The following is a 24925-nucleotide window of genomic DNA, read 5'->3' as shown; positions in this document are numbered from 1 at the left end:
ACGACGGATAGCGCGGATCCATGTTCGCCTCCATCCTCGCATCCGGTCTTGCGGCAGGCGCGATCTACGCGCTCGTCGGCGTCACCTACAACACCATGTTTTCAACCTCACGGGTGATGAGCTTCACCGCCGGACAACTCGCGATGCTCGGCGGGGTGTTCGGTTCGATGTTCACGCTGAAAATCGGAATGCCGCTGCTCGCGGGTTTTGTGCTGACGCTGATCGCGTGTGCGATCATCGGGATCGTCACCGAATTCGTCGCCGTGCGGCCGGTCCTGAAGAATCTCGATCAACACCTCTATGTCCTCTCGACGCTGGCGCTCGCCTTGATGATCCAGCAAGTCACGGCGATCAAATGGGGCACCGAGCCGCAACCGTTTCCGCGTTTGATCGGCTGGGGCAGCGGAGTTTGGGACGAGAAATTCTGGCTGCCTGTCGCGGCCTGCACGATCACGATTGCGGGCCTCGAATATCTCTATCGCCGCACGCTGGTCGGCGCGGCATTTCTGGCGATCGCGGAGGATAATTTCGCCGCACGGGCGCTTGGCCTGCCCGAGCGCAATCTGCGCGTCGCAAGCTATGCGCTGGCCGGCGTCATCGGCGGCGTCGCCGGCTTTTCCGGCGGCGAATTGCTGCTGGCGTTCTTTGCCAACGGCGCTCTTTTGAATTTCTACGGCTTCGTTCCGGTGGCGCTCGGCGGCCTCGGCAACAACCGTGGCGCGGTCATCGGCGGGCTCGCGCTCGGTCTGTTCCAGCAGGCGGCGAATTTCCTGGTCGGCGGCATCTTCTCATCCGTCGCGGTGTTCGCCTTGTTCATCGTGGTTCTGCTGGCAAGGCCGCAGGGGCTGTTTGGCTTCTCGACGGCACGGAGGGTGTGATGAGCGCGGTCACGGCGGCGGCCTCCCGTAGCGAGAGCCGTGCCTGGCGTGGGATCGGGCTTCAGCTCGCCCCGTTCCTGGCGATTTTTGCCGCGGCAATGATCCTGCCCTTCGTCAGCAACGACTACTGGGCGCTGATCGGCACGCGCGCGGCGATCTACTGGGTGCTGGTCTCCGGCCTCAATCTGATCGTCGGCTTCGCCGGCCACCTCGCGATCGGCTATGTCGCTCTGCTGACGCTCGGTGCCTACACCACGAGCGTGCTGGTGGCCGGCAATGTGATGCCGTCACTCGACGTGTTCGTGGCTCTGGCGATCGCGGGCGCTGTCGGTGCCGTGTTCGGTGTCGTTGTCGGGCTTCCTGCGTTGAGGCTGCGCACCTTCTATTTCGCGATGTCGACGCTCGGTTTCGCCACCATCGTCGCCCAGATCGCCCTCGCCTGGCAGAGCGTCACCGGCGGCGGCATCGGTATCGCGGGACCCGAATTTCCCGCGCCGTTCAACACCGCCTGGGGCTATTACTATCTCTGCATCGCGTTTGCGGCTGTGTGCACCTGGCTCTCCGCGAACATCGCCCACAGCCGGTTCGGCCGTGCGTTGATCGCCATTCGTGACGCCGAGGTGGCCGCCGAATCCACCGGCATTTCCAAGCCGCGCATGTTGATCGCGATCTTCCTGTTTGCCGGCGCACTCGCCGCCATCGCCGGTGGCCTGTTTGCGAGCCTGCAGACCTACATCACACCGGACGCGTTCACCTTCGACCTCTCGGTGCTGTTCTTTATCGCGATCCTGATCGGCGGGCGCGGTTCGATCCTGGGGCCGATGCTCGGGACTATCATTCTGACCATCCTGCCCGAGGTCGCAGCGCCTTTGGCAGCGTGGTCGGCCTTCCTCTACGCGGTATTGTTGCTGCTGATCGTGCTGGTGATGCCCGGCGGGATCGCCGCACTTCTGGACTTGCGCAACCGGCGTCCGCTCGCCTCCAACCGCGCCATCGTGCCACGTCCCGCCGCACTCGCGGAATGCTTCCGCAAGAGTGCCGGCAACGAGACCTTGAAACTGCGCGGCATCACCTTGAGTTTTGGAAACGTGCGCGCGATCGACAACCTCGATCTCGATGTAAGGCCCGGCGAGATCCACGGCCTGATCGGCCCCAATGGCAGCGGCAAGACCACGACGTTGAACGTCATCTCCGGCTATTACGTCGCCAAAGGTGGGACGATTGGCCTTGGGGATCGCACGCTCGAGGCTGGCATGCCGACGCTGCGCGCCCGTCATGGTATCGCCCGCACGTTCCAGACGCCGCGGGTCATCGGGGAAGCCTCGGTGCTGCAGAATGTCATGATCGGTGGCAACATCGACGGACGGGCCTCTTTTGTCGAGGCGCTGCTCGCGCTTCCGCGCAACCGGCGCGACGAGCACGTGCTGACCGAACGGGCGCGCGCCCTGCTCGGCGTCGTGGGCCTCGAAGCGCTTGCCGATGTCCGGGCCGACCGCCTGCAGCACAGCGAATTGCGCTTCATCGAGATCGCCCGCGCGCTGATGCTGGAGCCGGATTTCCTGCTGCTCGATGAGCCGGCCGCCGGCCTCTCCGGCGATGAGATCGAGCGCCTCGCCGCGCTGATCAGGGCGATCAGCCGCCGTGGCACGGGTCTGCTGCTGGTCGAGCATCATGCCGACCTCATCTTCGATATCTGCGATCAGGTCACGGTGCTCAATCTCGGCCGAATTCTGGCCGCCGGGACGCCCGCGGAGATCCGCGTGCATAAGGAGGTGGTCAGTGCCTACCTCGGTGGCTGAACCGCTGCTGGCGGTCGCCCGACTTGAATCCGGCCACGGCAAGATCCGAGTGCTGCACGGCATCGACCTTCACGTGTCGGCCGGTGAAGTCGTGGCGCTGCTCGGTCCCAATGGCGCTGGCAAAACGACGCTGCTGCGCGCGCTGTCAGGATTGCTGCCGGTCAATTCCGGCTACGTGCTCTTTGGCGGCCGCGACATCGCCAACGCCACACCACGCCAAACGGCGCGCGAAGGCCTCGTGCACGTGATCGAAGGGCATCGGGTGTTCACGCAGCTCTCCGTCACCGACAATTTGCTGCTCGCGGCCTACGACCTGCCGCGCGGCGAACGCGCGGCACGGCTTGAGCAGGCCCTTTCGTTCTTTCCGGAGATCGCCGAGAAGCGGCACGAGCGCGGCGGTGCGCTCTCGGGCGGGCAACAGCAAATGTTGACGGTAGCCCAGGGCCTGATCCGCCGCCCTCGCCTGTTGATGCTGGACGAACCGTCGGCCGGACTTTCGCCGGTGCTGGTCGACCGCGTGCTCGACGTTATCGCCCGCCTGCGCCGCAACGGAACCGCCGTGCTGCTGGTCGAGCAACTGCTCGAAAAGGCGTTAGCCGCCGCCGACCGCGTCTATGCGCTCGCGCAGGGCCACATCGTGCTGGAAGCCGCGACCAGCGAAGCGGATCTGCCGCAGCGTCTGGAACGTGCCTACCTTGGCCGGGAGCGATCCAGATAGCCGTTCATACTGTTCTTGAAATTAGCGACCACCAGCTACGTTTCCTCCAAAATCCAGCGCAGTCTAGATCGCCTTCGCTTTCATCTGATCGGCGATGTACTCTGCCTGCCGGATTGCCAGGGTGACGATTGTGAGCGTTGGGTTCTCGGCTCCGCCCGTCGTGAACTGGCTTCCATCGGACACAAACAAGTTCTTGACGTCGTGCGTCTGTCCCCACTTGTTGACGACACCGTCGCGCGGATTGGCACTCATGCGGTTGGTGCCAAGATTGTGCGTCGACGGATAGGGCGGCGTCGGAAACGACCGCGTCGCGCCGACGGCGTCATAAAGCGCCGCGCCCTGCTTGTAGCCGTGGTCGCGCATCGCGATGTCGTTGGCGTGATCGTCAAAATGCACGTCGGCGACTGGCAACCCATACTGATCCTTGACGCCGCTCAAGGTGATACGGTTGGTTTCCTGCGGCATGTCCTCGCCGACCAGCCACATGCCCGCCATGTTGCTGTAGCCGTCCAACGCGCTGGTGAACTCGCGACCCCAGCCTCCGGGATCAAGAAATGCCGCCATGAAGGGCAGCCCCAGCGACAGCGTCTCCATCTCGTAGCCCCCGACGAAGCCGCGGCTCGGATCGAGCCGCGCTTCGTCGCGGACGATACCGGCCATGGTCGTGCCGCGATACATGTGAACGGGCCTGTCGAAGACGGCGTAGACCGACCCGGTCATGTGACGCATGTAGTTGCGGCCAACCTGGCCGGATGAGTTGGCAAGACCGTCCGGAAATTTCGGGGAAGCGGAATTTAAGAGCAATCGCGGGCTTTCGATCGAATTGCCCGCCACGGCCACGGCACGCGCCTTTTGACGCTGCTCCTTGCCGTCCTTGTCAAAATAGACGACGCCCGTCACCTTGCCGCTGGCGTCATGCTCGATGTGCGCGACGTGCGATTGCGGGCGGACTTCCATCTTCCCGGTGGCCTCGCCTTTCGGGATTTCGGTGTACAGGGTCGACCATTTGGCGCCCCATTTGCAGCCCTGAAAACAGAAGCCGGTCTGCTGGCAGGCGTTTCGTTCGTCCCGCTCGACCGAATTGATCGCCATATTCCCGGTATGGCACTCCTTGTAGCCGAGCTTGTCCGCGCCGGCTTTCAGGATCTTGAAATTGTTGTTGCCCGGGAGGCCCGGCCGGTTGCCCGTCCGCGTCACGCCCATCTTCTCCTCGGCGCGCGTATAAAACGGCTCAAGCTCGGCGAGCGTGATCGGCCAGTCCAGCAGGTTGGCACCCGGAATCCGTCCATAGGTGGTTGCGGTCTTGAACTCGTGTTCCTGAAAGCGGAGCGACGCGCCGGCCCAGTGTGTTGTCGAACCGCCGACCGCCTTGACGATCCACGCCGGCAGCGTCGGAAAATTCTTCGCGACGCGCCAGCTTCCCGAGGTCGTTCGCGCATCTTTCCATGCGAGCTGGGTGAAGCTCGCCCATTCGTCGTTGAGGAAATCCGAGAATTCGTGCCGTTCGCCGGCCTCGAGCACGACGACGTTGATTCCCTTCTGCGCCAATTCGTTGCCCAGCGTTCCACCGCCCGCACCGGAGCCGACGATCACGACGACGCTGTCGTCGTTCTGATTGAATTTTGCTGCCATATCGAATTCCTCCCGTTCTCGTCATCAGCGGTCTTGATCTAGATCCAGTCGATGTCGTCAAAGCCGCGCTTGATGTAGCCGCCCTTCGAGTAGGATTCGCCCTCGTAGCCGAAAATCGGCCACACCTCCGGCTGGTTGTAGAGGGAGACGACGAGCCCGGAACGGATTGTTTCGAACGTCGGCGAAGTGCTCACGCCGCGCAGCAGCGCGACGCGCTGGGACTCCCAGCCGAGACCGGCGTAACCGCCCTTGCCTGCTGCGCCGTCGATACCGGCAATGAAGGATTCGATCTGCGCTTTGGTCGCGGGATCGGCCGCCGCCTTCTCGTCGTAGGGCTTCATCGCAATCGCATAAAATCGATCGGGAACCTTGTCGTGCGGATAGATGTCTCGCGCGATAAGGATCAGCGTCTTCATCGTCTGCGGCTGCAGACCCTTGACGTCGAGCGCCCAGGCCTCGGAAGCGTTGAGAAGCACACCGCCGGCCGTGACCGTGACGGCTGCCGCGAAGCTGATTTCGGATGACCGGCGCAGGAAGGCGCGACGGCTGACTACTCCATGACGGCGCGCGTGGCGCCCATTATCACCACTCATTGACGTCCCTCCGATTTTTATTCGTCACTCGCGCCGTTTCGCGCGATTTGTTTATTTGAAGCGGCCGCTATTTGAAGCGACCACGCCGCTGCAAAACCTCGATCTTGTATCCATCCGGATCCTCGACGAAGAAAAACCGCGCGAACAGCCCACCCTCGCGATTGAACTCGACGATCTTGCGCGGCGAGAGCCCCGCGGCGGCAAAGCGCGCATGCTCGCGTTCAATGTCATCGACCGAGAAGGCCACATGACCGTAGCCGTCGCCAAGCTGATAAGGCGCGGCGCGGTCCTTGTTGATGGTTAGTTCGACTTCGAACGGCGTCTCTTCGTTCGACAGGTACACGAGCGTGAAATCGGGAAAGTCGAGCCGTTCCGCGACCTTCAGGCCGAACGCCTTGTCATAAAATGAAACCGACCGCGCTTCGTCCAGCACGCGGATCATCGTGTGAATCGCCTTGGCCGTGTTCTTGGCCATGTTTTGGACCAATTCTCTCTCGCGCCGCACTCGAAAAGTCGCGATCGAAGCCTAAGGCCCAGAAATACCGTGTGGTGTTATCCGACTACTACGTGACGCCGGCGTTCGGAGCTTTCACCGCCAAGACTTGCCGCCGGCATTCCGGTTGCCCGCTTCTCCAACGCGACGAGGCAAATACACCGCAAATGCGAAGTGAAATTCGGAACGGGCCCCCACATCAAGAGAACTTCGCGGTGCAGCGTGGAGATGAAGCAAGGAACAGACATGCCTTCCAGCGCGGCGATCTGCTCGAGAATGTTCCAGAACACCTTTTCGAGCCTGATACTCGTGCTCTGCCCATTGAGCCGGATAGAACGAGTCTCATAGACATAGCTGTCTGGATTTTGGCTGGCAAACAAATGGCACATGCCTTCCTCCCGTCCTCGCTAATATTGGTCTTGACAATTTTGGTGACTTTTCTGCGGTAGCGCAAGGAGCATGCGACGCCAGCGATCAGGACCAGGAGACTTTTAGGCGACCGCTTCGTGGATTGCACGACGGCTTATTCCCGTCGCCTTGGGGTCAAAAAACGGAAGTGGCCTAGCCTAAATAGCATGTCCGCTCGATCTGCAAGAGCGGACGTAACACCACGACCGTATTGCTGAGCCGGACGACTGATTTGCCCGACGGGCAATTTGCAAAGTCCCTGTCTAGTACCCGCCCGTAAAATATTTCGTTTCTCGATTTGGTAGAAACAGCTTTAGTGATTCCAGCTGTCCCGCCCTGAAAGAGGGCGTATCGCGATCGTCACGAACGTGGGGCGGAATGCGGTGGACGCTTTTGGCGCAACTGACGAATGCGCCAAACGCGGACGGCGAAGTCGTGTGGTCCTGACGCCTCGACGCTGGCGTCAAGTTAGCGCCGATGCGAACGCATCGCGCTGGCGATGGTGGCAAGAAAGCCCGATCACAAGAGCGCGATATAAGCCGTTAAAACCATTGCGCAGGGAATGCCGGATGTCTCGGCCGACCTGTGGTGACTTGCTCGTGCGCTTTTTTGCTTTGCGCGCGAGGCCATGGGCGCTGGCCAAGCGCCCGGCAATCCCTGCGCCCTCTGCTTTTGCGGGCGTTTGTTTGACACAGCTCGGGCAAAATCATGCTGCGAGAACGCGTAATCGTGCTTTTGAATTCGCGCCGTTGGTATCTAGCCGTTGTTTACCCGGTCGTTCACTTATCGTCCTGCGATTGATTAGCAGTTGCGAAACTGGGCCGCTTTAATGTTAGACCTCGCCCTGATAAACCCGCGCCCATGACCGATCCCGTTCATTCAAGCAAATCGCGAGTCGCGGCGATTTCGATTTTCGCCAGCGCCGGCATGGCCGTGGCCAAATTCGTGGTCGGCGTCGCCATCGGCAGCCTGGCATTGATCTCCGAGGCCCTGCACTCGTCGGTGGACGTGGTCGCAACCGTCGTCACCTGGATGGTGGTGCGATTTTCCGATCTCCCCGCCGACGAAGAACACCATTATGGCCACGGCAAACTCGAGAGCGTGTCCGCGCTCGGCATCATCGCGATGCTTTATGTGCTCGCCGGCGGCATTCTGGTCGAATCCTTCAGCCGCCTGCGTGAAGGGACCCCGCCTCCCGCTTTGTCAGCGATCCCCTTTGTCGTGCTCGTGGTCGATATCGCCGTGAATTTGTGGCGGGCCCGGGCGCTGCACCGCGCCGCGCACGCAACGAAAAGCCAGGCGCTGGCCGCCGACGCCCTGCACTTCGCGTCCGACGTGCTCGGTTCGATCGCGGTTATCGTTGGGCTAACGCTCTCGGGCCTTGGCTATGCATGGGGCGATGCGGTTGCCGCCGCCACAGTCGCCGTTGTCATCGCGATGCTGGGCCTTCGGATGGCTCGCTCCACGGTCGAAACCCTGGTCGACCGCGCGCCCGAAGGCGCCGCGGAGAAAGCCACCGCCGCGATCCGGGCCGTTCCGGGCGTTATCGCCGTCGAACGGCTGCGCGTGCGCATGGTCGGATCGACGCATTTCATCGACGCCATCGTGCAGGTTCCCCGCACCTTCCCGATCGACCGGGTCGACGAGATCAAGCGAAAGGCGCAATCCGCCGTTGTCGTCGCGTTCGAGGACGCCGATCTGACCTTTACCGCGGTTCCGGTCGCACGCGACAACGAGAGCGTCCGCGAACGCATCATGGTCATTGCCCGCAATTCCGGTCTCGCGGTTCACCATGTCACCGTTCACGATCTTGGTGACAAACTCACCGTGAGCATCGATCTCGAGGTCGACGGGGAGATGACGCTGATCGCGGCCCATGACATTGCCCATGAACTGGAACGGAGCATCCGCCACGAATTCGGCGAGGACGTCGAGGTCGATACCCATATCGAACCGCTGGAACCGGAATTGCCGCAAGGCACCGACGCGGCAGCGGATCGGGTAGAAGCGATCCGCGCTGCGCTTTCGCAATTCGCAGCACGTGGTGCGATCCACGACATTCATAATGTGCGGGTGCGCGATACCGATGCCGGCGAAATCGTTAACTTCCACTGCCGCGCGGCGCCCTCGATGAGCGTGATCAAGGTTCACGAGAGCGTCGACGAAATCGAAAGAGCGCTGCGGCGCGCGTTTCCGACCGTGAAACGCGTCATCAGTCATGCCGAGCCGCCGAAGGCCTAAGCGAAGTCCTTGTCGGGCCGTTCCTGTTTCGGACTCAACTTCGCCAGGCTTTTTGCGGGCTTTTCGGTGACCTGATTCTTCGTGGACAAGAATTATTTGCTTTAACGAATCGTTGACTCTCGACAGCCTGGAAAAAGTGGATTCAAATCTATCTGATTCGGGGAGCAGCGATTCTCCTCGAATGGGGTGGATCTGAAGAACTTTCCGAAGGGGCATAAGGTATGGCGCGCGCACACGCGGCGAGCGGGTGTGTCCAATCCGATTCGATCAAGGGATTGGCGCAATCGATCGCGAAGCCAGCCTATCACAGGCTGTTGTTAGCGGAGCCTGCGCTCCGGCGTGCAGTACCTACTTTGATCATCGCGTTCCTGATTACCATTTGCCTCGGTGCCTTCGTACAGGTGATCGATCAGACCCGTCAGAAGCGCGCGGCAACCAAACGCGATCTCGCGGCGGTAGCCGACCTGCTTGCCGAACGTCTCGATCGCATCGCCTCGGCGCGGCAGGATCGCGCTGCATCGTTCGAGCGCCTGCAATTGCTGCTGCCGGGGCTCATTCCGTCCTGGGCCGTCGCCGTCGGGCGGCACGTCATTGTCACCGGCACCGACCAGCGCATTCTGGCCCGCATTCCGATCGAATCCGCGATCGGCGATTCCACCGGCATTCTCGACATCATCAGCGCCGTGGTGCCTCCCACCGCGCCCGGGCAACCGGCCAGCGTCGTCGACATCACGCTGCCGAACGGCGATGGCGCGCTGGTGGTCCGGCACGCCGCCAGATCGTTGCCCGGCCAGGTGATCGTCATCCAGGAAAAAACCGATTCGATCTGGCGCTCCGACGCGGCGCTGTCGGTCACGTTGTCTGCGACCACCGGCTTCGTGGTGCTGATCCTCGGCTTTGCGTTCCATTGGCAGTCGACCCGCGCCCGCGAAGGCGACCTCATCAACGATGCCGTGCGCGGACGGATCGACACCGCGCTCAATCGCGGCCGTTGCGGATTGTGGGACTGGGATCTGTCGCGCGGCCGGATTTTCTGGTCGCAATCAATGTTCACCATGCTGGGGCTGGACAACCGCAGCGACCTCCTGACGTTCGGCGAAGTCAATGCGCTGGTGAATTCGGACGATATCGATCTGTTCGAGATCGCCGATCAGCTGATCTCCGGGAAAATAAACTATATCGATCACACGTTCCGCATGCAGCACACCGACGGCCACTGGATCTGGCTGCGCGTTCGCTGCGAACTCAGCCAGGGCGCAGCTGACGCCGGTCTCCATCTGATCGGTATCGCGGTCGACATTACCGAACAGAAGAGCCTGGCGGAGAAGACCGTCGAGGCTGACTTACGACTGCGCGACGCGATCGAGACCATTCCCGAGGCTTTCGTACTGTGGGACGCCAGCGACCGGCTCGTTCTCTGCAACTCGCATTTTCAGCGGCTGCACAAGCTGCCGGATTCGGCCGTCACTCCGGGCACGTCCTACGAGACCGTCATCGAGGTCGGCAGAATGCCGGAGGTGCGCACGCGCCTGCACGAAGTCGCCAACCAGGCGCCGGGCGCACGGACCTTCGAGGCGCAACTCGACGACGGAAGCTGGCTGCATATCAGCGAGCGGCGAACCAAGGACGGCGGCTACGTTTCGGTCGGAACCGACATCACGCGCATCAAGGAACACGAGCAGAAACTGGTCGACAACGATCTTCGCTTGCGCGCCACGGTGATCGACCTGAAGCGTTCGCAAGGCGAGCTTGAGCGTCAGGCCCTTGAGCTTGCGGATCTGGCTGAGAAGTATTCGAGGGAAAAAACGCGGGCCGAGGAAGCCAACCAGACCAAGTCCAAGTTCCTCGCCAATATGAGCCATGAACTGCGGACGCCGCTCAACGCCATCATCGGTTTCTCCGAAATCATGGAAAGCGGCATGTTCGGCTCGCTCGGCTCGGAAAAATACCAGGAATATTGCCACGACATTCTCACCAGCGGGCATTACCTGCTCGAGGTGATCAACGACATCCTCGATATGTCCAAGATCGAAGCCGGCCGGATGAAGCTCGACAAGGAAGTGCTCGATCTGTCGAAGACGCTGGCCGAGTCCTTGCGCGTCGTGTCGGGCCGCGCCGACGACAAGAACCTCGACCTCGATGCCGAAATCGATGGCCCGATCTCGATCGTGGCGGATCGCCGCGCCACCAAGCAGATCATCGTCAACCTGCTCTCCAACGCCGTCAAATTCACCCCCGACGGCGGCAGGATCATCGTCCGCAGCCGGCAGGTCGAGGATTCCATTGTGCTCCTGATTGCCGATACCGGGATTGGAATCGCTCCCCAATCGCTGCGGCGGCTGGGACGGCCGTTCGAGCAGGTTGAAAGCCAGCTGACCAAGACCTATCACGGCTCGGGGCTGGGCCTCGCCATTGCGCGATCGCTGACCAACCTGCATGGTGGCACGATGCGGCTGCGCTCGAAACTCGGCAGCGGGACCGTGGTGCGGGTGTCCCTGCCCCGCAACGCCGCCGACGATACCAGAGCCGCCGCGGCCTGATTCAGTAGCGTCGACCTGTCACGCCAGCGACGGCGCCACCTCGCGCGCAATCTGAACCAGCGCGGCGATCAACGGCGTCATGGGATCACGCTGCGGGATCACCATCCCGATGCTGTAGTCCACCACCGGATCGGTAATCGGGATACTGCGGACCCTGTCGGCAAGCCCCAGTGTTTCCGCAAGCTTCGCCGGCATCACGCTCGCCCAGCGGCCGGTCTTTACATGGGTGTAGAGAACCAGCAGCGAGTTGGAGGTCAGCGTCGGCGTCGCCTCCGCCCCGACCGATCGGAGCGCACGGTCGATGATGCGCCGGTTCTGCATGTCCGGCGTCAATAGACACAGCGGAACCTGGCCGACCTCCGCCCAGGTCACCTGCTCGCGGTCGCCGAACAGGCCATCGGGCGAGGTCAGCAGGCGATAACTTTCATTGTAGAGCGGAATGGTGCGGACGTGACCGATCGGCTCGTTCTCGATATAGGTCAACCCGGCATCGACTTCGAGGTTTTCCAGCAGGCCCAGCACCTCGGCCGACGTGCAGGATACCACCCGAAAGCGGACGTCCGGGTAGCGGGCGCGAAACGGCGTCGTCAGCGAGGCAACCATGCCGAGCACGGTCGGAATCGCCGCGATCCGGATTTCGCCGGAAAGATTGTCCTTCAGCGAATTGATTTCCTGGCGCATCGCGCGGGCGTCGCCAACGATGCGCCGCGCCCAGTCCAACGTACGCTCGCCTTCCGGCGTAAACCCCTGGAAGCGCGAACCCCGCTGCACCAGCATCACGCCCAGAATTTCCTCGAGCTGCTTGAGGCTGGTCGACATCGTCGGCTGCGTGACGCCGCAGGCCTCCGCCGCGCGTCCGAAATGACGTTCCTTGGCCAGCGCCAGCAGCAGTTCAAGCTTGTCGATCAAGAGGTCCCCCAACCGTTTCGAGGGTAACGAGTATCACGGCTTGGCCCTCGCCCGGTGGGGCAAAAAGTCCAATACCGAAAACACCCCCAAATCGGCGGTGTTTGGGTCCGAGAACGAGCAACCAAGGCACCGTGTTTTCAGAAGCGAGGCACCATCTATTTATGTTTCAAATCAACCAATACCACCTTCCTATCGATTGTCTTTCGCTATCGCAGCATGAGACGGCTTTATTGATTTTTAGAACGATTCCGCGTCTTTGAATAGTTGGTGATAAGATACTGATAGAGAAAGCAGATAATGTCCGCTTACGAACCGTGGGACGCCGTGCGCGGCGCCGAAATCATCGCGGAGCACAGCCATCTGGAAGGTGCGACGCTGGTGATCCTGCGCGCGCTCCAGGAAGCCTTCGGCTACGTGCCGGAGCCGGCCGTTCCGATGGTGGCGGAAGCGCTCAATCTGTCGCGCGCCGAGGTCCACGGCGTCTTCACCTTCTACCACGATTTTCGTCACAAGCCGGCCGGCAAGCACGTCCTGAAACTCTGCCGCGCCGAAGCCTGCCAGGCGGCGGGCGGCGATGCGCTTGCCGCGCGTGCGGAAGCCAAGCTTGGCGTTGCGATCGGTAACACCACGCCGGACGAGCGCGTGACGTTTGAACCGATTTACTGCCTCGGCCTTTGCGCCACCGCGCCCTCGGCCATGCTCGACGGCCGTCTGGTCGGCAGGCTGGACGAAGCGCGCATCGATGCGCTGATCGCGGAGGCGCAGCGATGAAAATGCGAATTTTCGTTCCCCGCGATGCCGCTGCAATCTCGGTCGGCGCCGACGAAGTCGCGCTGGCCTTGGAGCAAGCGGCCGCAAAGCGCGACCTGCCGGTCACGATCATCCGCAACGGATCCCGCGGGCTGCTGTGGCTGGAGCCGATGGTCGAAGTGGCGACCGTGAAAGGCCGCGTCGCCTACGGCCCGGTGACCCCCGCGGACGTTCCCTCTTTGCTCGACGCGATGGCCTCCAATGGTCCGCACGCACTCCGGCTCGGCCTGACCGAAGAGATTCCGTGGCTGAAGCGCCAGACTCGCCTCACCTTCGTCCGCTGCGGCATCACCGATCCGCGTTCGCTGGAGGATTATCGCACCCATGACGGCTACAAGGGTCTCGAGCGCGCGCTGACGCTGACGTCGGATGCGATCTTGGCCGACGTGACGGCGTCGGGACTGCGCGGCCGTGGCGGCGCGGGCTTTCCGACCGGCATCAAGTGGAAGACGGTGGCGCAGACCAGCGCTGATCGCAAATTCATCGTCTGCAACGCCGACGAAGGCGACAGCGGCACGTTCGCCGACCGCATGATCATGGAAGGCGATCCCTTCGTGGTGATCGAAGGCATGACGATTGCCGGCATCACCGTGGGCGCCACAAAAGGTTACATCTACATCCGCTCGGAATACCCGCACGCGGTCGAAGCGATGAATGCCGCGATTGCAGCCGCCAGGCGCGCCGGTTATCTCGGCCAAAGCATCTGCGGCTCGAAGCACAGCTTCGGTCTCGAGGTGCGGGTCGGCGCCGGCGCTTACGTTTGCGGCGAAGAGACCTCGCTCCTCGAGAGCCTCGAGGGCCGCCGTGGCCTCGTCCGCGCCAAGCCACCTCTGCCCGCGCACAAGGGCCTGTTCGGCAAACCCACCGTGATCAACAATGTGCTGTCGTTCGCGGCGATTCCCTTCATCCTCGCTGGTGGCGCGAAAGCCTATGCCGATTTCGGCATGGGGCGATCGCGCGGCACGATGCCGATCCAGCTCGCCGGCAACGTCAACTATGGCGGCCTGTTCGAGACGGCCTTCGGCATCACGCTTGGTGAACTCGTCGACGAGATCGGCGGGGGCACCTTTACCGGCCGCCCGGTCCGCGCCGTGCAGGTCGGCGGTCCGCTTGGGGCTTACTTCCCGCGCGCGCTGTTCGACACGCCGTTTGACTATGAAGCCTTTGCGGCGCGCGACGGCCTGATCGGTCATGCGGGCATCGTGATATTCGACGATACCGTCGACATGTTGAAGCAGGCGCGCTTTGCGATGGAATTCTGCGCCATCGAATCCTGCGGCAAGTGCACGCCCTGCCGGATCGGCTCGACCCGCGGGAGTGAGACCATCGACAAGATCCGTGCCGGCGAACGCGTTGAGCAAAACCTCGCCGTCATCGAGGACCTCTGCAATACCATGAAATTCGGTTCGCTCTGCGCACTCGGTGGCTTCACGCCCTACCCCGTGTCGAGCGCACTCAAACACTTCAGAGAAGATTTCAGCCCGGTTCCCAAGAGCCTGCAGGCTGCAGAATAAGGAGATCGCCATGTCGCTGATCCAGGAAACCGATTTCGGAACGCCGCACTCAAGGTCTGAAAAGACGGTGACGCTCACCATTGACGGCCAGAGCGTCACAGTGCCGGAGGGCACCTCGATCATACGTGCGGCGATGGAAGCCGGTACGCAAATCCCGAAGCTTTGTGCCACCGACATGGTGGACGCGTTCGGCTCCTGCCGGATGTGCCTGATCGAGATCGAAGGCCGCGCCGGAACGCCGGCTTCCTGCACCACACCGGTCATGCCGGGTCTGGTCGTGCATACCCAGACCGAACGGCTGAAGAAGCTGCGCAAGGGCGTGATGGAGCTCTATATCTCCGACCATCCGCTCGATTGCCTGACCTGCGCCGCCAATGGCGACTGCGAGCTGCAGGACATGGCGGGCGCTGTCGGCCTGCGCGACGTGCGTTACGGCTATGAGGGCGAGAACCATGTTTTCGCCAAGAGCAATGGCGAGGCGAATGCGGCCTGGATGCCGAAGGACGAATCCAATCCCTACTTCACCTACGATCCCTCGAAGTGCATCGTCTGCTCACGTTGCGTGCGCGCCTGTGAGGAGGTCCAGGGGACCTTCGCGCTGACGATCTCCGGCCGCGGCTTCGACAGTCGGGTTTCGCCTGGCATGAGCGAAAGCTTCCTCGGCTCCGAATGCGTCTCGTGCGGCGCCTGCGTCCAGGCCTGCCCGACCGCGACGCTGACCGAAAAATCCGTGATCGAAATCGGCCAGCCCGAGCATTCGGCTGTCACCACCTGCGCCTATTGCGGCGTCGGCTGCACCTTCAAGGCGGAAATGCGCGGCGAGGAAGTCGTCCGCATGGTGCCGTACAAGGACGGTAAGGCCAACCGCGGCCATTCCTGCGTCAAGGGCCGTTTCGCGTGGGGTTATACCAACCACAAGGAACGCATCCTCAAGCCGATGATCCGCGAAAGCATCGACGATCCCTGGCAGGAAGTCTCCTGGGACGAAGCCTTCAACTTTGCGGCTACCAAGCTCAAGGGAATCCAGGCAAAGTACGGCCGCGACGCGATCGGCGGTATCACCTCTTCCCGCTGCACCAATGAAGAAACCTATCTGGTGCAAAAGCTGATCCGTGCGGGCTTTGGCAATAACAACGTCGACACTTGCGCTCGCGTCTGCCACTCGCCGACCGGTTACGGCCTTGCCACCACCTTCGGCACCTCGGCCGGAACGCAGGACTTCGACTCGGTTGAGCACTCCGATGTCCTCATGGTGATCGGCGCCAATCCGGCAGCCGCTCATCCGGTTTTCGCCTCACGAATGAAGAAGCGGTTGCGCCAGGGCGCCAAGCTGATCGTGATCGATCCGCGCCGCACCGAGATGGTGGAATCACCGCATATGAAGGCGCTGCATCTGCCGCTCCTGCCCGGCACCAATGTCGCCGTGTTGACTGCGCTGGCCCACGTGATCGTCACGGAGGGACTGGTTGACGAGGCCTTCGTGCGCGAACGTTGCGAATGGAGCGAGTTCCAGGATTGGGCGGCGTTCGTGTCACTGCCGAACAACAGTCCCGAAGCGACTGCGATCATGACCGGCGTCGATCCGAAGGATTTGCGTGAAGCCGCACGGCAATTCGCGACCGGCGGCAACGGCGCGATCTATTACGGGCTCGGCGTCACCGAGCACAGCCAGGGTTCGACCACGGTGATCGCGATCGCCAACCTTGCGATGGCGACCGGCAATATCGGCCGTCCTGGCGTCGGCGTGAACCCGCTGCGCGGCCAGAACAACGTGCAGGGCTCCTGCGACATGGGTTCGTTCCCGCATGAACTGCCCGGCTATCGCCACATCTCAGGCGATGCGGTGCGCGAGCAGTTCGAAGCGATGTGGAACGTCAAGCTCAACCCGGAGCCGGGCCTGCGCATCCCCAACATGTTCGATGCCGCGATCGAAGGCACCTTCATGGGGATGTATGTGCAGGGCGAAGATATCCTGCAGTCCGATCCCAACACCAAGCACGTGGTGGCGGCACTGTCGTCGATGGAATGCGTCGTCGTTCACGACCTCTTTTTGAACGAGACCGCGAACTACGCCCACGTCTTTCTGCCGGGCTCGACCTTCTTGGAAAAGGACGGCACTTTCACCAATGCCGAACGCCGTATCCAGCGCGTTCGCAAGGTCGTGTCGCCCCGCAACGGCATGGCCGACTGGGAAGTGACTATCGGCCTTGCGAAAGCGATGGGCTTCGAGATGAAATACAGCCATCCGTCCGAGATCATGGATGAGATCGCAGCCCTCACCCCGACCTTCGCCGGCGTCTCCTTCGCCAAGCTCGACGAACTCGGCTCGGTGCAGTGGCCTTGCAACGAGAAGGCCCCCGAAGGCACGCCGGTGATGCATATCGACGGCTTCGTCCGCGGCAAGGGCAAGTTCGTCATCACCGAATATGTTCCGACCGACGAGCGGACCGGGCCGCGCTTCCCGCTCCTGCTCACTACGGGCCGCATTCTCAGCCAGTACAATGTCGGCGCGCAGACCCGCCGCACCGAGAACGTGGTGTGGCACGAGGAAGACCGGCTGGAGATCCATCCGCACGACGCCGAGCAGCGTGGCGTGCGCGACGGCGATTGGGTGCGTCTCACCAGCCGCGCCGGCGAAACGACGCTGCGCGCCCTGATCACCGATCGTGTCGCGCCGGGCGTTGTCTACACGACGTTCCACCATCCAGATACGCAGGCTAACGTCATCACCACAGAATATTCCGACTGGGCGACCAACTGTCCGGAGTACAAGGTCACGGCCGTGCAGATCTCGCCCTCCAACGGACCGTCGGAATGGCAGAAGGCCTATGACGAGCAGGCCCGTCATTCGCGACGTATCGCGCCGCTGGAAGCTGCGGAGTAACTGTGCGCGATCCGGTTCGCACCGTCGACCGACTGGTATGGCGGGATAACCGCCTCAGCGGAGGCACGCGCGCGATTCCGGAAGAGACCGCGCTGGCGCTGACCTTCAACGGCGGCACTTACGCGGTCATGATGGGCACGCCGCAAAATCTCGAGGATTTTGCGGTCGGCTTCAGCCTCAGCGAAGGCATCGTAAAGTCGCCAGAAGAAATCGCCTCCCTCGAGATCGTCGATCTCGACGACGGCATCGAGCTGCGGATGTGGCTGGCGGACGAGAAAGCCGCCAGGCTGAGTGAGCGCCGGCGGCATATCGCAGGCCCTACCGGCTGCGGGCTGTGCGGAATCGATTCGATCGCTGAAGCCGTGCGTCCGGCCGCTGTCGTCACCAAAGGACGCTCGTTCACGCCGCGCGAAATTATGACGGCGACGGCCAGCCTTTCGCCGTTGCAACCGATCAACATCGAGACCCGGGCCGTTCACGCCGCGGCGTTCTGGACGCCTGCAGCCGGCATCGTTGCCCTGCGCGAGGACGTCGGCCGCCACAACGCACTCGACAAGCTGGCCGGCGCACTCGCTCAAACCAAAACTGTTGCAAGCGAGGGAATGGTCTTGTTGACCAGCCGCGTCTCGGTCGAAATGGTGCAGAAGACCGCGGCGATCGGCGCCCCAGTCATGGTTGCCGTTTCGGCGCCGACGGCGCTTGCCGTCGGAATTGCGGAAGCCGCCGGCATTACGCTGGTCGCCGTAGCACGCTCCGACGGTTTCGAAATATTCACCCATCCGGATCGCATAAATACTGCAGCGATCGCGCAAGGAACTGCTCATGTCGCATAACACCGAGGATCGGCTGGTCTATATGGCTAATCAAATCGGAAAGTTCTTCCAAAGTCAGGGACATGACAAGGAAGTCGCCGGCGTTGCCGACCACATCCACAAGTTCTGGGATCCGCGGATGCGCAAGGCGATCTTCGCTCACCTCGATGCCGGTGGCGCGGGCCTTGATCCGAATGTTCGTGACGCTATCGCCTCACTGAGAGCCAAAGTCAGCGCTCAGACGGCCAGCGCTCAGGCGCAAAGCTGATCGCTCATCGCAGGCTCGAAGAGCTTCATGCCTCACTTCATATGCATCGAATTGTGCGATGAATGATCCGGCGTGGTCGCGGGGTCTGAACTTGGCGCGGCCGGCAATGGTTGGCCGATCGCGAGCCGCATGATCGCGATTTCCTGCTGCTGGGTGACGATGATTTCCTGAGCCAGTCGACGCAGTTGCTCGTTATGGCCGTAGCGCAGCAGCGACCGCGCCATATCGATGGCTCCCTGATGATGCGGTATCATCATCGCCACGAAGTCACGGTCGGCATCGCCCGTCGGCTTCACATTCATATCCGCCATCATCTTGTCCATGGCGGCGGCATTTTCGGCGATGAATGGCGCTTCGGCCACAGGCGATGGCGTTTGCGCCACTGCGGCCGGACCGATGCCAGCCACGAGAGCCAGCCCTATCGCAATTCGTATGAGCGTGACGAAGTTCTTGACCATGGAATTTCCTCAACTTCCCGATATGCAACGCCGATCCGCCGATCAAACTCAGCTTTCAGCTCATTCTAGGTGTCCACAATGACGATCGATAAAGACCGTGCGGTGGCTTCGATGATCAACCGTTCGTGGACAGCAATGCCTGAAATACCCGGCGCACTTCAATCTGGGTCTCCCTGACCCGCGCCTGAAGTGAGGAAAAGTCCGGCGCATCGCCGGCCCGGGCCATGGTCTGCAAAAGGTCTTCGCCGGCGGTTTCCGGATCGAACCTGTCGCTGACGCAAAGCCGCAGGATTTGCGTCAGATCGTGATAGAGCAACGCCGCCGATCGCAATATTTCCGCTGACGCTGCCGGCAGCACGCCGAGCCGGGCGGCGTTGTCGAGCACGTGCAGCGTGTTGACGTCGATAATATCGGGCATGTCGGCCGCGTGAGCGAGTTGCAGATACTGCGCGATGAAGTCGATATCGACCAGGCCTCCCGCAACATGCTTCAAGTCCCAGAGGTCGTCCTCGCCTTTTTCCAGGGCGATGGCGCGCCGCATATCAGCGACATCGATGGCAACGCCCGCGGGTTCGCGCGGCCGCGTCAAAACCCGGCGAATGACGGTCTCGATCTTGTCGCGAAATTTGGGCGAAGCGGAAATCACCCGGGCCCGGGTCAGCGCCATGTGCTCCCAGGTCCAGGCTTCCTTGTCCTGGTACTCGGCGAAGGCGTCGACATGCGACGCTACGGGGCCGGCCCGGCCCGACGGCCGCAGCCGCATGTCGATGTCGTAGAGCACGCCATAATTGGTTCGCGTCGTGAAAGCGCTGATCAGCCGCTGGGTAAAGCGCGCAAAATATTGCCCGCCATGCAGCGATTTGGCGCCGTCGGAATCCGGGTGCTCGGAGTCAAAATCGTAGAGCAGGATCAGATCGAGATCGGATGCGGCCGTCATCTCGCGGCTGCCTAGCCTGCCCATCGCCAGGATTGCAGTCTCCTGCCCGTTGATCCTGCCATATTGGGCCGTGAATTGCTCGCTCACCAGCTCATGTACGGTGTGAACAATGCCTTCGGCGACATCGGCAAATGCCGTACTGGCCTGCTGGGCTGAAACAGTGCCGGAAAGAATCCGTGCACCGATCAGGAACAGGCTCTCCTGACCAAACAGCCGGAGCCGGTCGAGAAATTCCTCGTAAGAACCGGCATCCCCCAGAGTTGCGGCCAAACGCACCGAGAGCTCATGCCGGTCCGGCATGGCGCCAAAGAAGCGCGGGTCGATCAGACCGTCCATGATCTGCGGCTGCCGCGCCAGCATGTCGCCGAGCCGCGGGGCCGCGCCCAGGATCAAGGCCACCAGCGCAACGAGATCCCGGTTCTGGCTGAGCAGGACGAACAGCCGGCCGCCGCGTTGGAGGGCCTGGAGGAAGCGGTCGAAGACGACGATCGCGTTGTCGGGATCCTCCGCATTGGCTAGGCCGTTAATCAGCGAGGGAAGAAACTCGGCAAAGGAATTACGCGTCGTCTCCACCTTGAACACGCGATAGTCGCCATCCAGCCATTGCCGTATCGTCGCTGCCACCGCGATCGGTTTCTCGAATCCGAGCGAAGCGAGATGTTCGGTCAGACGAGGATCGTCCGGCCCTCCCGAATAATCCACCTCCGGCAATTTTACGCTGCCAACCGGATCGCCTTCGAAGAGCTTGGCGTAATGCCTCTGCACGATGGTGAGATGCCTGAGCAGGTCGTTTGCAAACGCGGCACGGTTCTCATAGCCGAAAAACCTCGCAAATCGCCCGACCGCCTGTGGGTCGTCGGGCAATGCGTGGGTTTGCTCGTCCGCCACCATTTGCAGGCGGTGTTCGACCCGTCGCAGGAATTCGTAGGCCGCGATGAGTTCGTCGCGTGCTTCAAACGTGATCCAGTTGCTTTGCGCCAGCCGATCGAGCGCCTCGAGCGTCGGCCGCACCCGCAATTCGGGATGCCGGCCGCCGGTAATCAACTGCTGGGTTTGCGCAAAGAATTCGATTTCGCGGATGCCACCGCGCCCGATCTTGACATTGTGGCCCTCGACCGCGATTTCGCTCTGGCCCCGATAGGTCTGCATCTGCCGCTTCATATCGTGCACGTCGGACAGGGCCGCAAAATCCAGGTGCTTGCGCCAGACGAAAGGCGAGAGTTCCGCCACCAACGCCTCGCCTGCCCGCAAGTCGCCCGCACAGGCCTTCGCCTTGATCATGGCGGCGCGTTCCCAAGTACGGCCTTCCCGCTCGTAATAATGCAATGCCGACGCGGTTGAGATCGCAAGCGGCGTCGAGGCCGGATCGGGACGCAGCCGCAGATCGACGCGGAACACGTAGCCTTCGCCGCTGCGCTGCTGCAATAACCTCGACAACCCCTGCGCCATACGGACAAAGAACGGCTGCGGCTCAATATCGGGCGCAAGCGAGGACGCCTCGGCGTCATAAAAAACAATCAGGTCGATATCGCTGGAAAAATTCAATTCTCCCGCGCCCATCTTGCCCATCGCCAGCACGATCAGCCCACTGCCCTCCTCCGGAAGATCCGGACTCAGCGGCACGATCCGTCCGCGCGTAGCTTCCTGCTGTAACAAGAAGTGCAATGCCGATTGGACCGAGGTAACGGCAAAATCAGTCAACGCTCGCGTTACCTGCATGACCGGCCATACGCCGCCGATGTCGCATAGCGCGATCAGCAACGCGGCTTCGGCTTTCGCGCGACGCAGCACATGCATGGCCTGCGCTTCGTTCGAGGCTGTCCGAACGCTCTGGCGGGTTTCCGCGATCAGCCGCGCCAGATCCCGATCGGGTTCGCCTTGCAAAATCCGGAGTGCGCGCGCCGCATCGAATCGAACCAGATCGAATAGAAAAGGCGACGCTTCCGCGATACCTGTAAAAATACGTTCCGTGTGGGGAAATCGCGCGAACAGGCTCGCAAACTCGGCAGCCTCGCCCGGCGCAAGATCCGCCAGCCAGTCCGAAAGCCGCTGCTGGGCTTTTTCGGGCGCCGAAAGATTCGGTCCGCTGACAAAGCGAGCGGCCAGCGACGTGGATCCGACATCCGCATCGCGGATTCTGCGAAGAGTCATGACAAATGTCGATCCAGAAGAAGTACAAACCCGGCATCAGATCGGCGCCGGCAGGCGACCGATTCAGGCGGCTTTCTGTGACACATCCTGCGTTTGAGCCGCAAGCCTGTCGCTCGCGCCTGACAATGCCGGAATCGCAAGCGTTGCAATCAGGCCCGGATGAGCGTCGTCGAGCCGGAGATCGCCACCATGCAGCGTCGCGACCGCCGATGCCAGGCTTAATCCGAGCCCGGAGCCCGGCAGGGTTCGGCTCGCTTCCAGCCGGACGAATCGTTCCACCGCATGCTTGCGGTCGGCCACCGGAATCCCCGGCCCGTGATCGGTGACGCTGAGCAGCACCCGTTCGCCGACGCGTTTGGCCTCAATGAGGATCTCCTTGCGGTCCGCCTCCGCGGTGGGAGCCAGCGGCTGCACGGTGCCATCAGGCTTGCCGTATTTGATTGCGTTCTCGACAAGGTTAGCCAGGGCTTGGCTGATCAACTCGCGATTGCCGTGAAGCGGCGCCGCCTCGACCTTCACACGCAGCGTCATGCCGTCGTCTTCGGCGAGCGGCTCATAGAGCTCGTGAATACCCCGAGCCACGTCGGCAGCGTCGAAGTCGTCCATGTTGCCGCGGGCTTGTCCGGACTCGGCGCGCGCGATCATCAGAAGCGCGTTGAAGGTGCGGATCAGCCCGTCGGATTCCTCGATCGTCCGCTCCAGCGCCGAACGGTACTCGGCCTCGGTCCTGGATTTCGCAAGCGCCTCCTCAGCGCGGTTGCGCAGTCGCGTCAGCGGCGTTTTCAGGTCGTGTGCGATGTTGTCGGAGACTTCCTTCAGCCCCATCATCAACGCCTCGATGCGTTCCAGCATCGCGTTGAGATTTCGAGCAAGACGATCCAATTCATCCCCGCTGCGCCCGACCGGAAGACGCCCGCTGAGGTCGCCCGCCATAATACGCTGGGTCGTGCCGGTCATGGCGTCGATCCGCCGCAACACTCGCCGCGCGACAAAAATGCCGCCGCCAAGACCCAGCACCACCACGATCAAGACCGACCACTGCGCGGCGTGAGCAACGATCCCAAACAACCGCCGCCGCTCCTCAAGATCATGTCCGATCAGCAGCCGAAAGCCGCTGGAGAGTTCGGTGACTTTCACCAGCGCGAAATGATTGGTGGAATCCTGATCGTCGAGCCGGCGATAGGCGGTTTCCGACCATCCGGTCGTGGCCATGACGCCTGGCGAGAGCGAGCCGACATTGCCGGCGACCGCCTGCCCCGCCGGCGTGGTGACAAGATAGAGATTGGCTCCGGGACGCAGTGCGCGATTTTCGATGGTGAGAACCAGACCGCGCAGACCGCGCCGGGCGAAAATATCGCTGACCTCGCCGGTTTCCGCGTTCACTGTGGCGGTGATCTGTTCGGTGATCAAGTGCCGCGTGTTCCAGGCAAAAAAGCCAAGCAGGGACGCGGCGAACAACGCGAACAGAAACAGATAAACCAGCGTCAACCGGAACGCTGTGGTTCGGATCAGCTTACCGAATGCCGTCACGGATCATCTACCGAATTTTGAGGGTTTCGTCAGTTCTCGTCACCTGTCGTCACTTGCCGTTCCTTGGTATCTTTTCATTTAGATATCAATATCTTATCTCGCATCTGCCGCCGTCATCCATCGCCTGCTATCACCCGACGCTTCCGCGAAGCGGTAAAAAAGTGGTAAGCTGACGACATCCCCACTTCCGAAGTGTCCGTGACGGCATTACCTCCGTGACGGCTTGGACCACCTTACCGATTTTTTACCAAAGAGATGCTAAATGCCTCTGAACTCAAATCAAATTAAATCCCAGCAACCTGGGACGCATGCCGACGGCGGCGGCCTCTAACGGGTGTGGGCATTTCGCTTCACTGATCTCGACGGCAAGCGGGCGCAGGTGGAGTTTGCCAAGGCGGTCGAGCGAGCCACCGGCAAGCCCGGCGAAAAGTCGCTGGCCGAGGCCCACGATGAAGCCAGCCACTATCGTGTCGAGTTGAGACGCAACGGCGTCGATCCGCGCATCAGGAAGCGCGCCGCGCAGAGCGGCGGCAGGATGTTTAAGGAATTTGCGGAAGAGCATTATCCAGGCTGGTGCAAAGGCCTGCACAAGGACGAACCGAAGAATTGGGAACGCTCGATCAGGGACGTCCGAGCCTGCACAATCTCAGGCTCGACGCAATCACGACCGACGACGTGTTTAAAGCCTTAAAACCTCTGTGGGACGAAAAGCCGGTCGCGGCCTCACGCATCCGTCAGCGCAACGAGCGCGTGCTCGACGCCGCCAAGGCGTTGAAACTTCGCTCGGGCGAGAACGCTGCGGCATGGCGAGGAAATCTGAAGGCGCTGTTGCCTTCGGTGAGAAAAGTCCGCAAAAAGAAGCCGCACGCGTCGATATCCTATGGCAAGGCCCCTGCCCTTATGACGGCACTAAGTTACGATGCAGGCAACTCCGCGCGCTGCGTCGAAGTCGGCGTCCTCACGGTCACACGCAGCCAAGAAATCCGCCTCATGGAATGGACTGAAATCGACTTCGACAGGAAGAAATGGCTGATCCCTGCGGAAAAAATGAAGAGCAAAGGCGAGGAAGGGCCGAAGCCGCATTTGGTGCCGCTGTCCGATCAGGCCATCGAGATCATCCAATCGATGCCCCGCGTCGGCTGTTACGTATTTCCCTCAGACGCCAAACAGACGGCGGACCATGCAGCGTTCCTTGCGAACGCACTGGTTGGCACGATCAAGCGCGCTGGCTTCGAGGCGACAATGCATGGCATGCGCACCACATTCCGCAACTGGGGCGGTGAGAGCGTCGAGCACAATTTCCGCCGTGAAGTGCTTGAGCATTGTCTGTCGCATCGGGTTGGCGACGAG

General features: G+C 61.9%; 20 protein-coding genes. 11 read left to right on the top strand and 9 right to left on the bottom strand.

What is annotated here, in order from left to right:
* The first annotated feature begins 20 nt into the window (after positions 1 to 20).
* The 3 genes from ABSE61_RS21915 to ABSE61_RS21905 are packed head-to-tail and all read left to right on the top strand — an operon-like array spanning position 21 to position 3395.
* Positions 21 to 878: a branched-chain amino acid ABC transporter permease gene (locus ABSE61_RS21915; RefSeq protein WP_423873232.1), complete on the top strand. Its 858-nt coding sequence runs from the start codon at positions 21 to 23 to the stop codon at positions 876 to 878.
* Complete coding sequence (locus ABSE61_RS21910) at positions 878 to 2677, top strand: branched-chain amino acid ABC transporter ATP-binding protein/permease (RefSeq protein WP_423873231.1); 1800 nt, start codon at positions 878 to 880, stop codon at positions 2675 to 2677. The genes ABSE61_RS21915 and ABSE61_RS21910 overlap by 1 nt, the downstream gene beginning before the upstream one ends.
* Entirely contained in the window at positions 2658 to 3395 is a 738-nt protein-coding gene (locus tag ABSE61_RS21905; protein WP_423873230.1) for an ABC transporter ATP-binding protein, read from the top strand. The genes ABSE61_RS21910 and ABSE61_RS21905 overlap by 20 nt, the downstream gene beginning before the upstream one ends.
* A gap of 63 nt (positions 3396 to 3458) precedes the next feature.
* Here the strand turns inward: ABSE61_RS21905 and ABSE61_RS21900 are convergent, their stop codons facing one another.
* The 4 genes from ABSE61_RS21900 to ABSE61_RS21885 all read right to left on the bottom strand — a co-directional run bounded on the left by ABSE61_RS21900 (position 3459) and on the right by ABSE61_RS21885 (position 6502).
* Positions 3459 to 5027: a GMC family oxidoreductase gene (locus ABSE61_RS21900; RefSeq protein ID WP_423873229.1), complete on the bottom strand. Its 1569-nt coding sequence runs from the start codon at positions 5025 to 5027 to the stop codon at positions 3459 to 3461.
* A gap of 38 nt (positions 5028 to 5065) precedes the next feature.
* Positions 5066 to 5620 (bottom strand): gluconate 2-dehydrogenase subunit 3 family protein, encoded by a 555-nt coding sequence (locus ABSE61_RS21895; RefSeq protein ID WP_423873228.1) that lies wholly within the window; start codon positions 5618 to 5620, stop codon positions 5066 to 5068.
* A gap of 67 nt (positions 5621 to 5687) precedes the next feature.
* Positions 5688 to 6095 carry a VOC family protein gene (locus ABSE61_RS21890; RefSeq protein ID WP_423873227.1) on the bottom strand — a complete coding sequence of 136 codons (408 nt, stop codon included), beginning with the start codon at positions 6093 to 6095 and terminating at the stop codon, positions 5688 to 5690.
* 77 nt (positions 6096 to 6172) lie between these two features.
* Complete coding sequence (locus ABSE61_RS21885) at positions 6173 to 6502, bottom strand: ribbon-helix-helix domain-containing protein (RefSeq protein WP_423873226.1); 330 nt, start codon at positions 6500 to 6502, stop codon at positions 6173 to 6175.
* A gap of 880 nt (positions 6503 to 7382) precedes the next feature.
* Here ABSE61_RS21885 and ABSE61_RS21880 point away from each other — a divergent pair.
* Positions 7383 to 8762 carry a cation-efflux pump gene (locus ABSE61_RS21880; protein ID WP_423873225.1) on the top strand — a complete coding sequence of 460 codons (1380 nt, stop codon included), beginning with the start codon at positions 7383 to 7385 and terminating at the stop codon, positions 8760 to 8762.
* A 221-nt stretch (positions 8763 to 8983) separates the two neighbouring features.
* On the top strand, positions 8984 to 11302 hold the full coding sequence (locus tag ABSE61_RS21875) for a PAS domain-containing sensor histidine kinase (RefSeq protein WP_423873224.1): 2319 nt from the start codon (positions 8984 to 8986) through the stop codon (positions 11300 to 11302).
* Positions 11303 to 11320: 18 nt separating this feature from the next.
* On the opposite strand, the gene ABSE61_RS21870 is transcribed toward ABSE61_RS21875, so the two are convergent.
* Positions 11321 to 12211 carry a LysR family transcriptional regulator gene (locus ABSE61_RS21870; RefSeq protein WP_423873223.1) on the bottom strand — a complete coding sequence of 297 codons (891 nt, stop codon included), beginning with the start codon at positions 12209 to 12211 and terminating at the stop codon, positions 11321 to 11323.
* 297 nt (positions 12212 to 12508) lie between these two features.
* On the opposite strand from ABSE61_RS21870, the gene ABSE61_RS21865 reads away from it, so the two are divergent.
* From ABSE61_RS21865 to ABSE61_RS21845, 5 genes are read left to right on the top strand one after another with little or no spacing between them, the layout of a single operon-like run.
* Entirely contained in the window at positions 12509 to 12982 is a 474-nt protein-coding gene (locus tag ABSE61_RS21865; protein ID WP_423873222.1) for a formate dehydrogenase subunit gamma, read from the top strand.
* Positions 12979 to 14535 carry a formate dehydrogenase beta subunit gene (locus ABSE61_RS21860; RefSeq protein ID WP_423873221.1) on the top strand — a complete coding sequence of 519 codons (1557 nt, stop codon included), beginning with the start codon at positions 12979 to 12981 and terminating at the stop codon, positions 14533 to 14535. Before ABSE61_RS21865 ends, ABSE61_RS21860 begins: the two co-directional genes overlap by 4 nt.
* Positions 14536 to 14545: 10 nt before the next feature.
* Entirely contained in the window at positions 14546 to 17419 is a 2874-nt protein-coding gene (fdhF, locus tag ABSE61_RS21855) for a formate dehydrogenase subunit alpha (RefSeq protein ID WP_423873220.1), read from the top strand.
* Between the two features lie 2 nt (positions 17420 to 17421).
* Positions 17422 to 18252, top strand: a complete 831-nt coding sequence (fdhD, locus tag ABSE61_RS21850; protein ID WP_423873219.1) for a formate dehydrogenase accessory sulfurtransferase FdhD — start codon at positions 17422 to 17424, stop codon at positions 18250 to 18252.
* Positions 18242 to 18499 (top strand): formate dehydrogenase subunit delta, encoded by a 258-nt coding sequence (locus ABSE61_RS21845; protein ID WP_423873218.1) that lies wholly within the window; start codon positions 18242 to 18244, stop codon positions 18497 to 18499. The genes fdhD and ABSE61_RS21845 overlap by 11 nt, the downstream gene beginning before the upstream one ends.
* 32 nt (positions 18500 to 18531) lie before the next feature.
* Here the strand turns inward: ABSE61_RS21845 and copM are convergent, their stop codons facing one another.
* From copM to ABSE61_RS21825, 4 genes are all read right to left on the bottom strand, one after another.
* The gene (gene copM / locus ABSE61_RS21840) at positions 18532 to 18957 is read right to left on the bottom strand and encodes a CopM family metallochaperone (RefSeq protein WP_423873217.1); all 426 of its coding nucleotides are present in this window, start codon (positions 18955 to 18957) and stop codon (positions 18532 to 18534) included.
* Positions 18958 to 19072: 115 nt separating this feature from the next.
* Positions 19073 to 22045: a bifunctional [glutamine synthetase] adenylyltransferase/[glutamine synthetase]-adenylyl-L-tyrosine phosphorylase gene (locus ABSE61_RS21835; protein ID WP_423873216.1), complete on the bottom strand. Its 2973-nt coding sequence runs from the start codon at positions 22043 to 22045 to the stop codon at positions 19073 to 19075.
* A 63-nt stretch (positions 22046 to 22108) separates the two neighbouring features.
* The gene (locus tag ABSE61_RS21830) at positions 22109 to 23575 is read right to left on the bottom strand and encodes an ATP-binding protein (RefSeq protein WP_423873215.1); all 1467 of its coding nucleotides are present in this window, start codon (positions 23573 to 23575) and stop codon (positions 22109 to 22111) included.
* Between the two features lie 274 nt (positions 23576 to 23849).
* Complete coding sequence (locus ABSE61_RS21825; protein ID WP_423873214.1) at positions 23850 to 24137, bottom strand: hypothetical protein; 288 nt, start codon at positions 24135 to 24137, stop codon at positions 23850 to 23852.
* Between the two features lie 44 nt (positions 24138 to 24181).
* On the opposite strand from ABSE61_RS21825, the gene ABSE61_RS21820 reads away from it, so the two are divergent.
* On the top strand, positions 24182 to 24925 hold a 744-nt coding region (locus ABSE61_RS21820; RefSeq protein ID WP_423873213.1), incomplete at its 3' end, for a tyrosine-type recombinase/integrase.

This window comes from Bradyrhizobium sp. (assembly GCF_049519115.1).
Taxonomy (GTDB): domain Bacteria; phylum Pseudomonadota; class Alphaproteobacteria; order Rhizobiales; family Xanthobacteraceae; genus Bradyrhizobium.
The sequence above is the reverse complement of the archived record's forward strand: the minus strand, read 5'-3'. Positions and strand labels throughout refer to the sequence as shown.

Excerpts from the sequence above, each read along its gene's own strand:
- ABSE61_RS21915 (WP_423873232.1), top strand. The coding sequence starts at position 21 with ATGTTCGCCTCCATCCTCGCATCCGGTCTTGCGGCAGGCGCGATCTAC.
- ABSE61_RS21910 (WP_423873231.1), top strand. The coding sequence starts at position 878 with ATGAGCGCGGTCACGGCGGCGGCCTCCCGTAGCGAGAGCCGTGCCTGG.
- ABSE61_RS21900 (WP_423873229.1), bottom strand. The coding sequence starts at position 5,027 with ATGGCAGCAAAATTCAATCAGAACGACGACAGCGTCGTCGTGATCGTC.
- ABSE61_RS21895 (WP_423873228.1), bottom strand. The coding sequence starts at position 5,620 with ATGAGTGGTGATAATGGGCGCCACGCGCGCCGTCATGGAGTAGTCAGC.
- ABSE61_RS21890 (WP_423873227.1), bottom strand. The coding sequence starts at position 6,095 with ATGGCCAAGAACACGGCCAAGGCGATTCACACGATGATCCGCGTGCTG.
- ABSE61_RS21885 (WP_423873226.1), bottom strand. The coding sequence starts at position 6,502 with ATGTGCCATTTGTTTGCCAGCCAAAATCCAGACAGCTATGTCTATGAG.
- ABSE61_RS21880 (WP_423873225.1), top strand. The coding sequence starts at position 7,383 with ATGACCGATCCCGTTCATTCAAGCAAATCGCGAGTCGCGGCGATTTCG.
- ABSE61_RS21875 (WP_423873224.1), top strand. The coding sequence starts at position 8,984 with ATGGCGCGCGCACACGCGGCGAGCGGGTGTGTCCAATCCGATTCGATC.
- ABSE61_RS21865 (WP_423873222.1), top strand. The coding sequence starts at position 12,509 with ATGTCCGCTTACGAACCGTGGGACGCCGTGCGCGGCGCCGAAATCATC.
- ABSE61_RS21860 (WP_423873221.1), top strand. The coding sequence starts at position 12,979 with ATGAAAATGCGAATTTTCGTTCCCCGCGATGCCGCTGCAATCTCGGTC.
- fdhF (WP_423873220.1), top strand. The coding sequence starts at position 14,546 with ATGTCGCTGATCCAGGAAACCGATTTCGGAACGCCGCACTCAAGGTCT.
- ABSE61_RS21845 (WP_423873218.1), top strand. The coding sequence starts at position 18,242 with ATGTCGCATAACACCGAGGATCGGCTGGTCTATATGGCTAATCAAATC.
- copM (WP_423873217.1), bottom strand. The coding sequence starts at position 18,957 with ATGGTCAAGAACTTCGTCACGCTCATACGAATTGCGATAGGGCTGGCT.
- ABSE61_RS21835 (WP_423873216.1), bottom strand. The coding sequence starts at position 22,045 with ATGACTCTTCGCAGAATCCGCGATGCGGATGTCGGATCCACGTCGCTG.
- ABSE61_RS21825 (WP_423873214.1), bottom strand. The coding sequence starts at position 24,137 with ATGCTCTTCCGCAAATTCCTTAAACATCCTGCCGCCGCTCTGCGCGGC.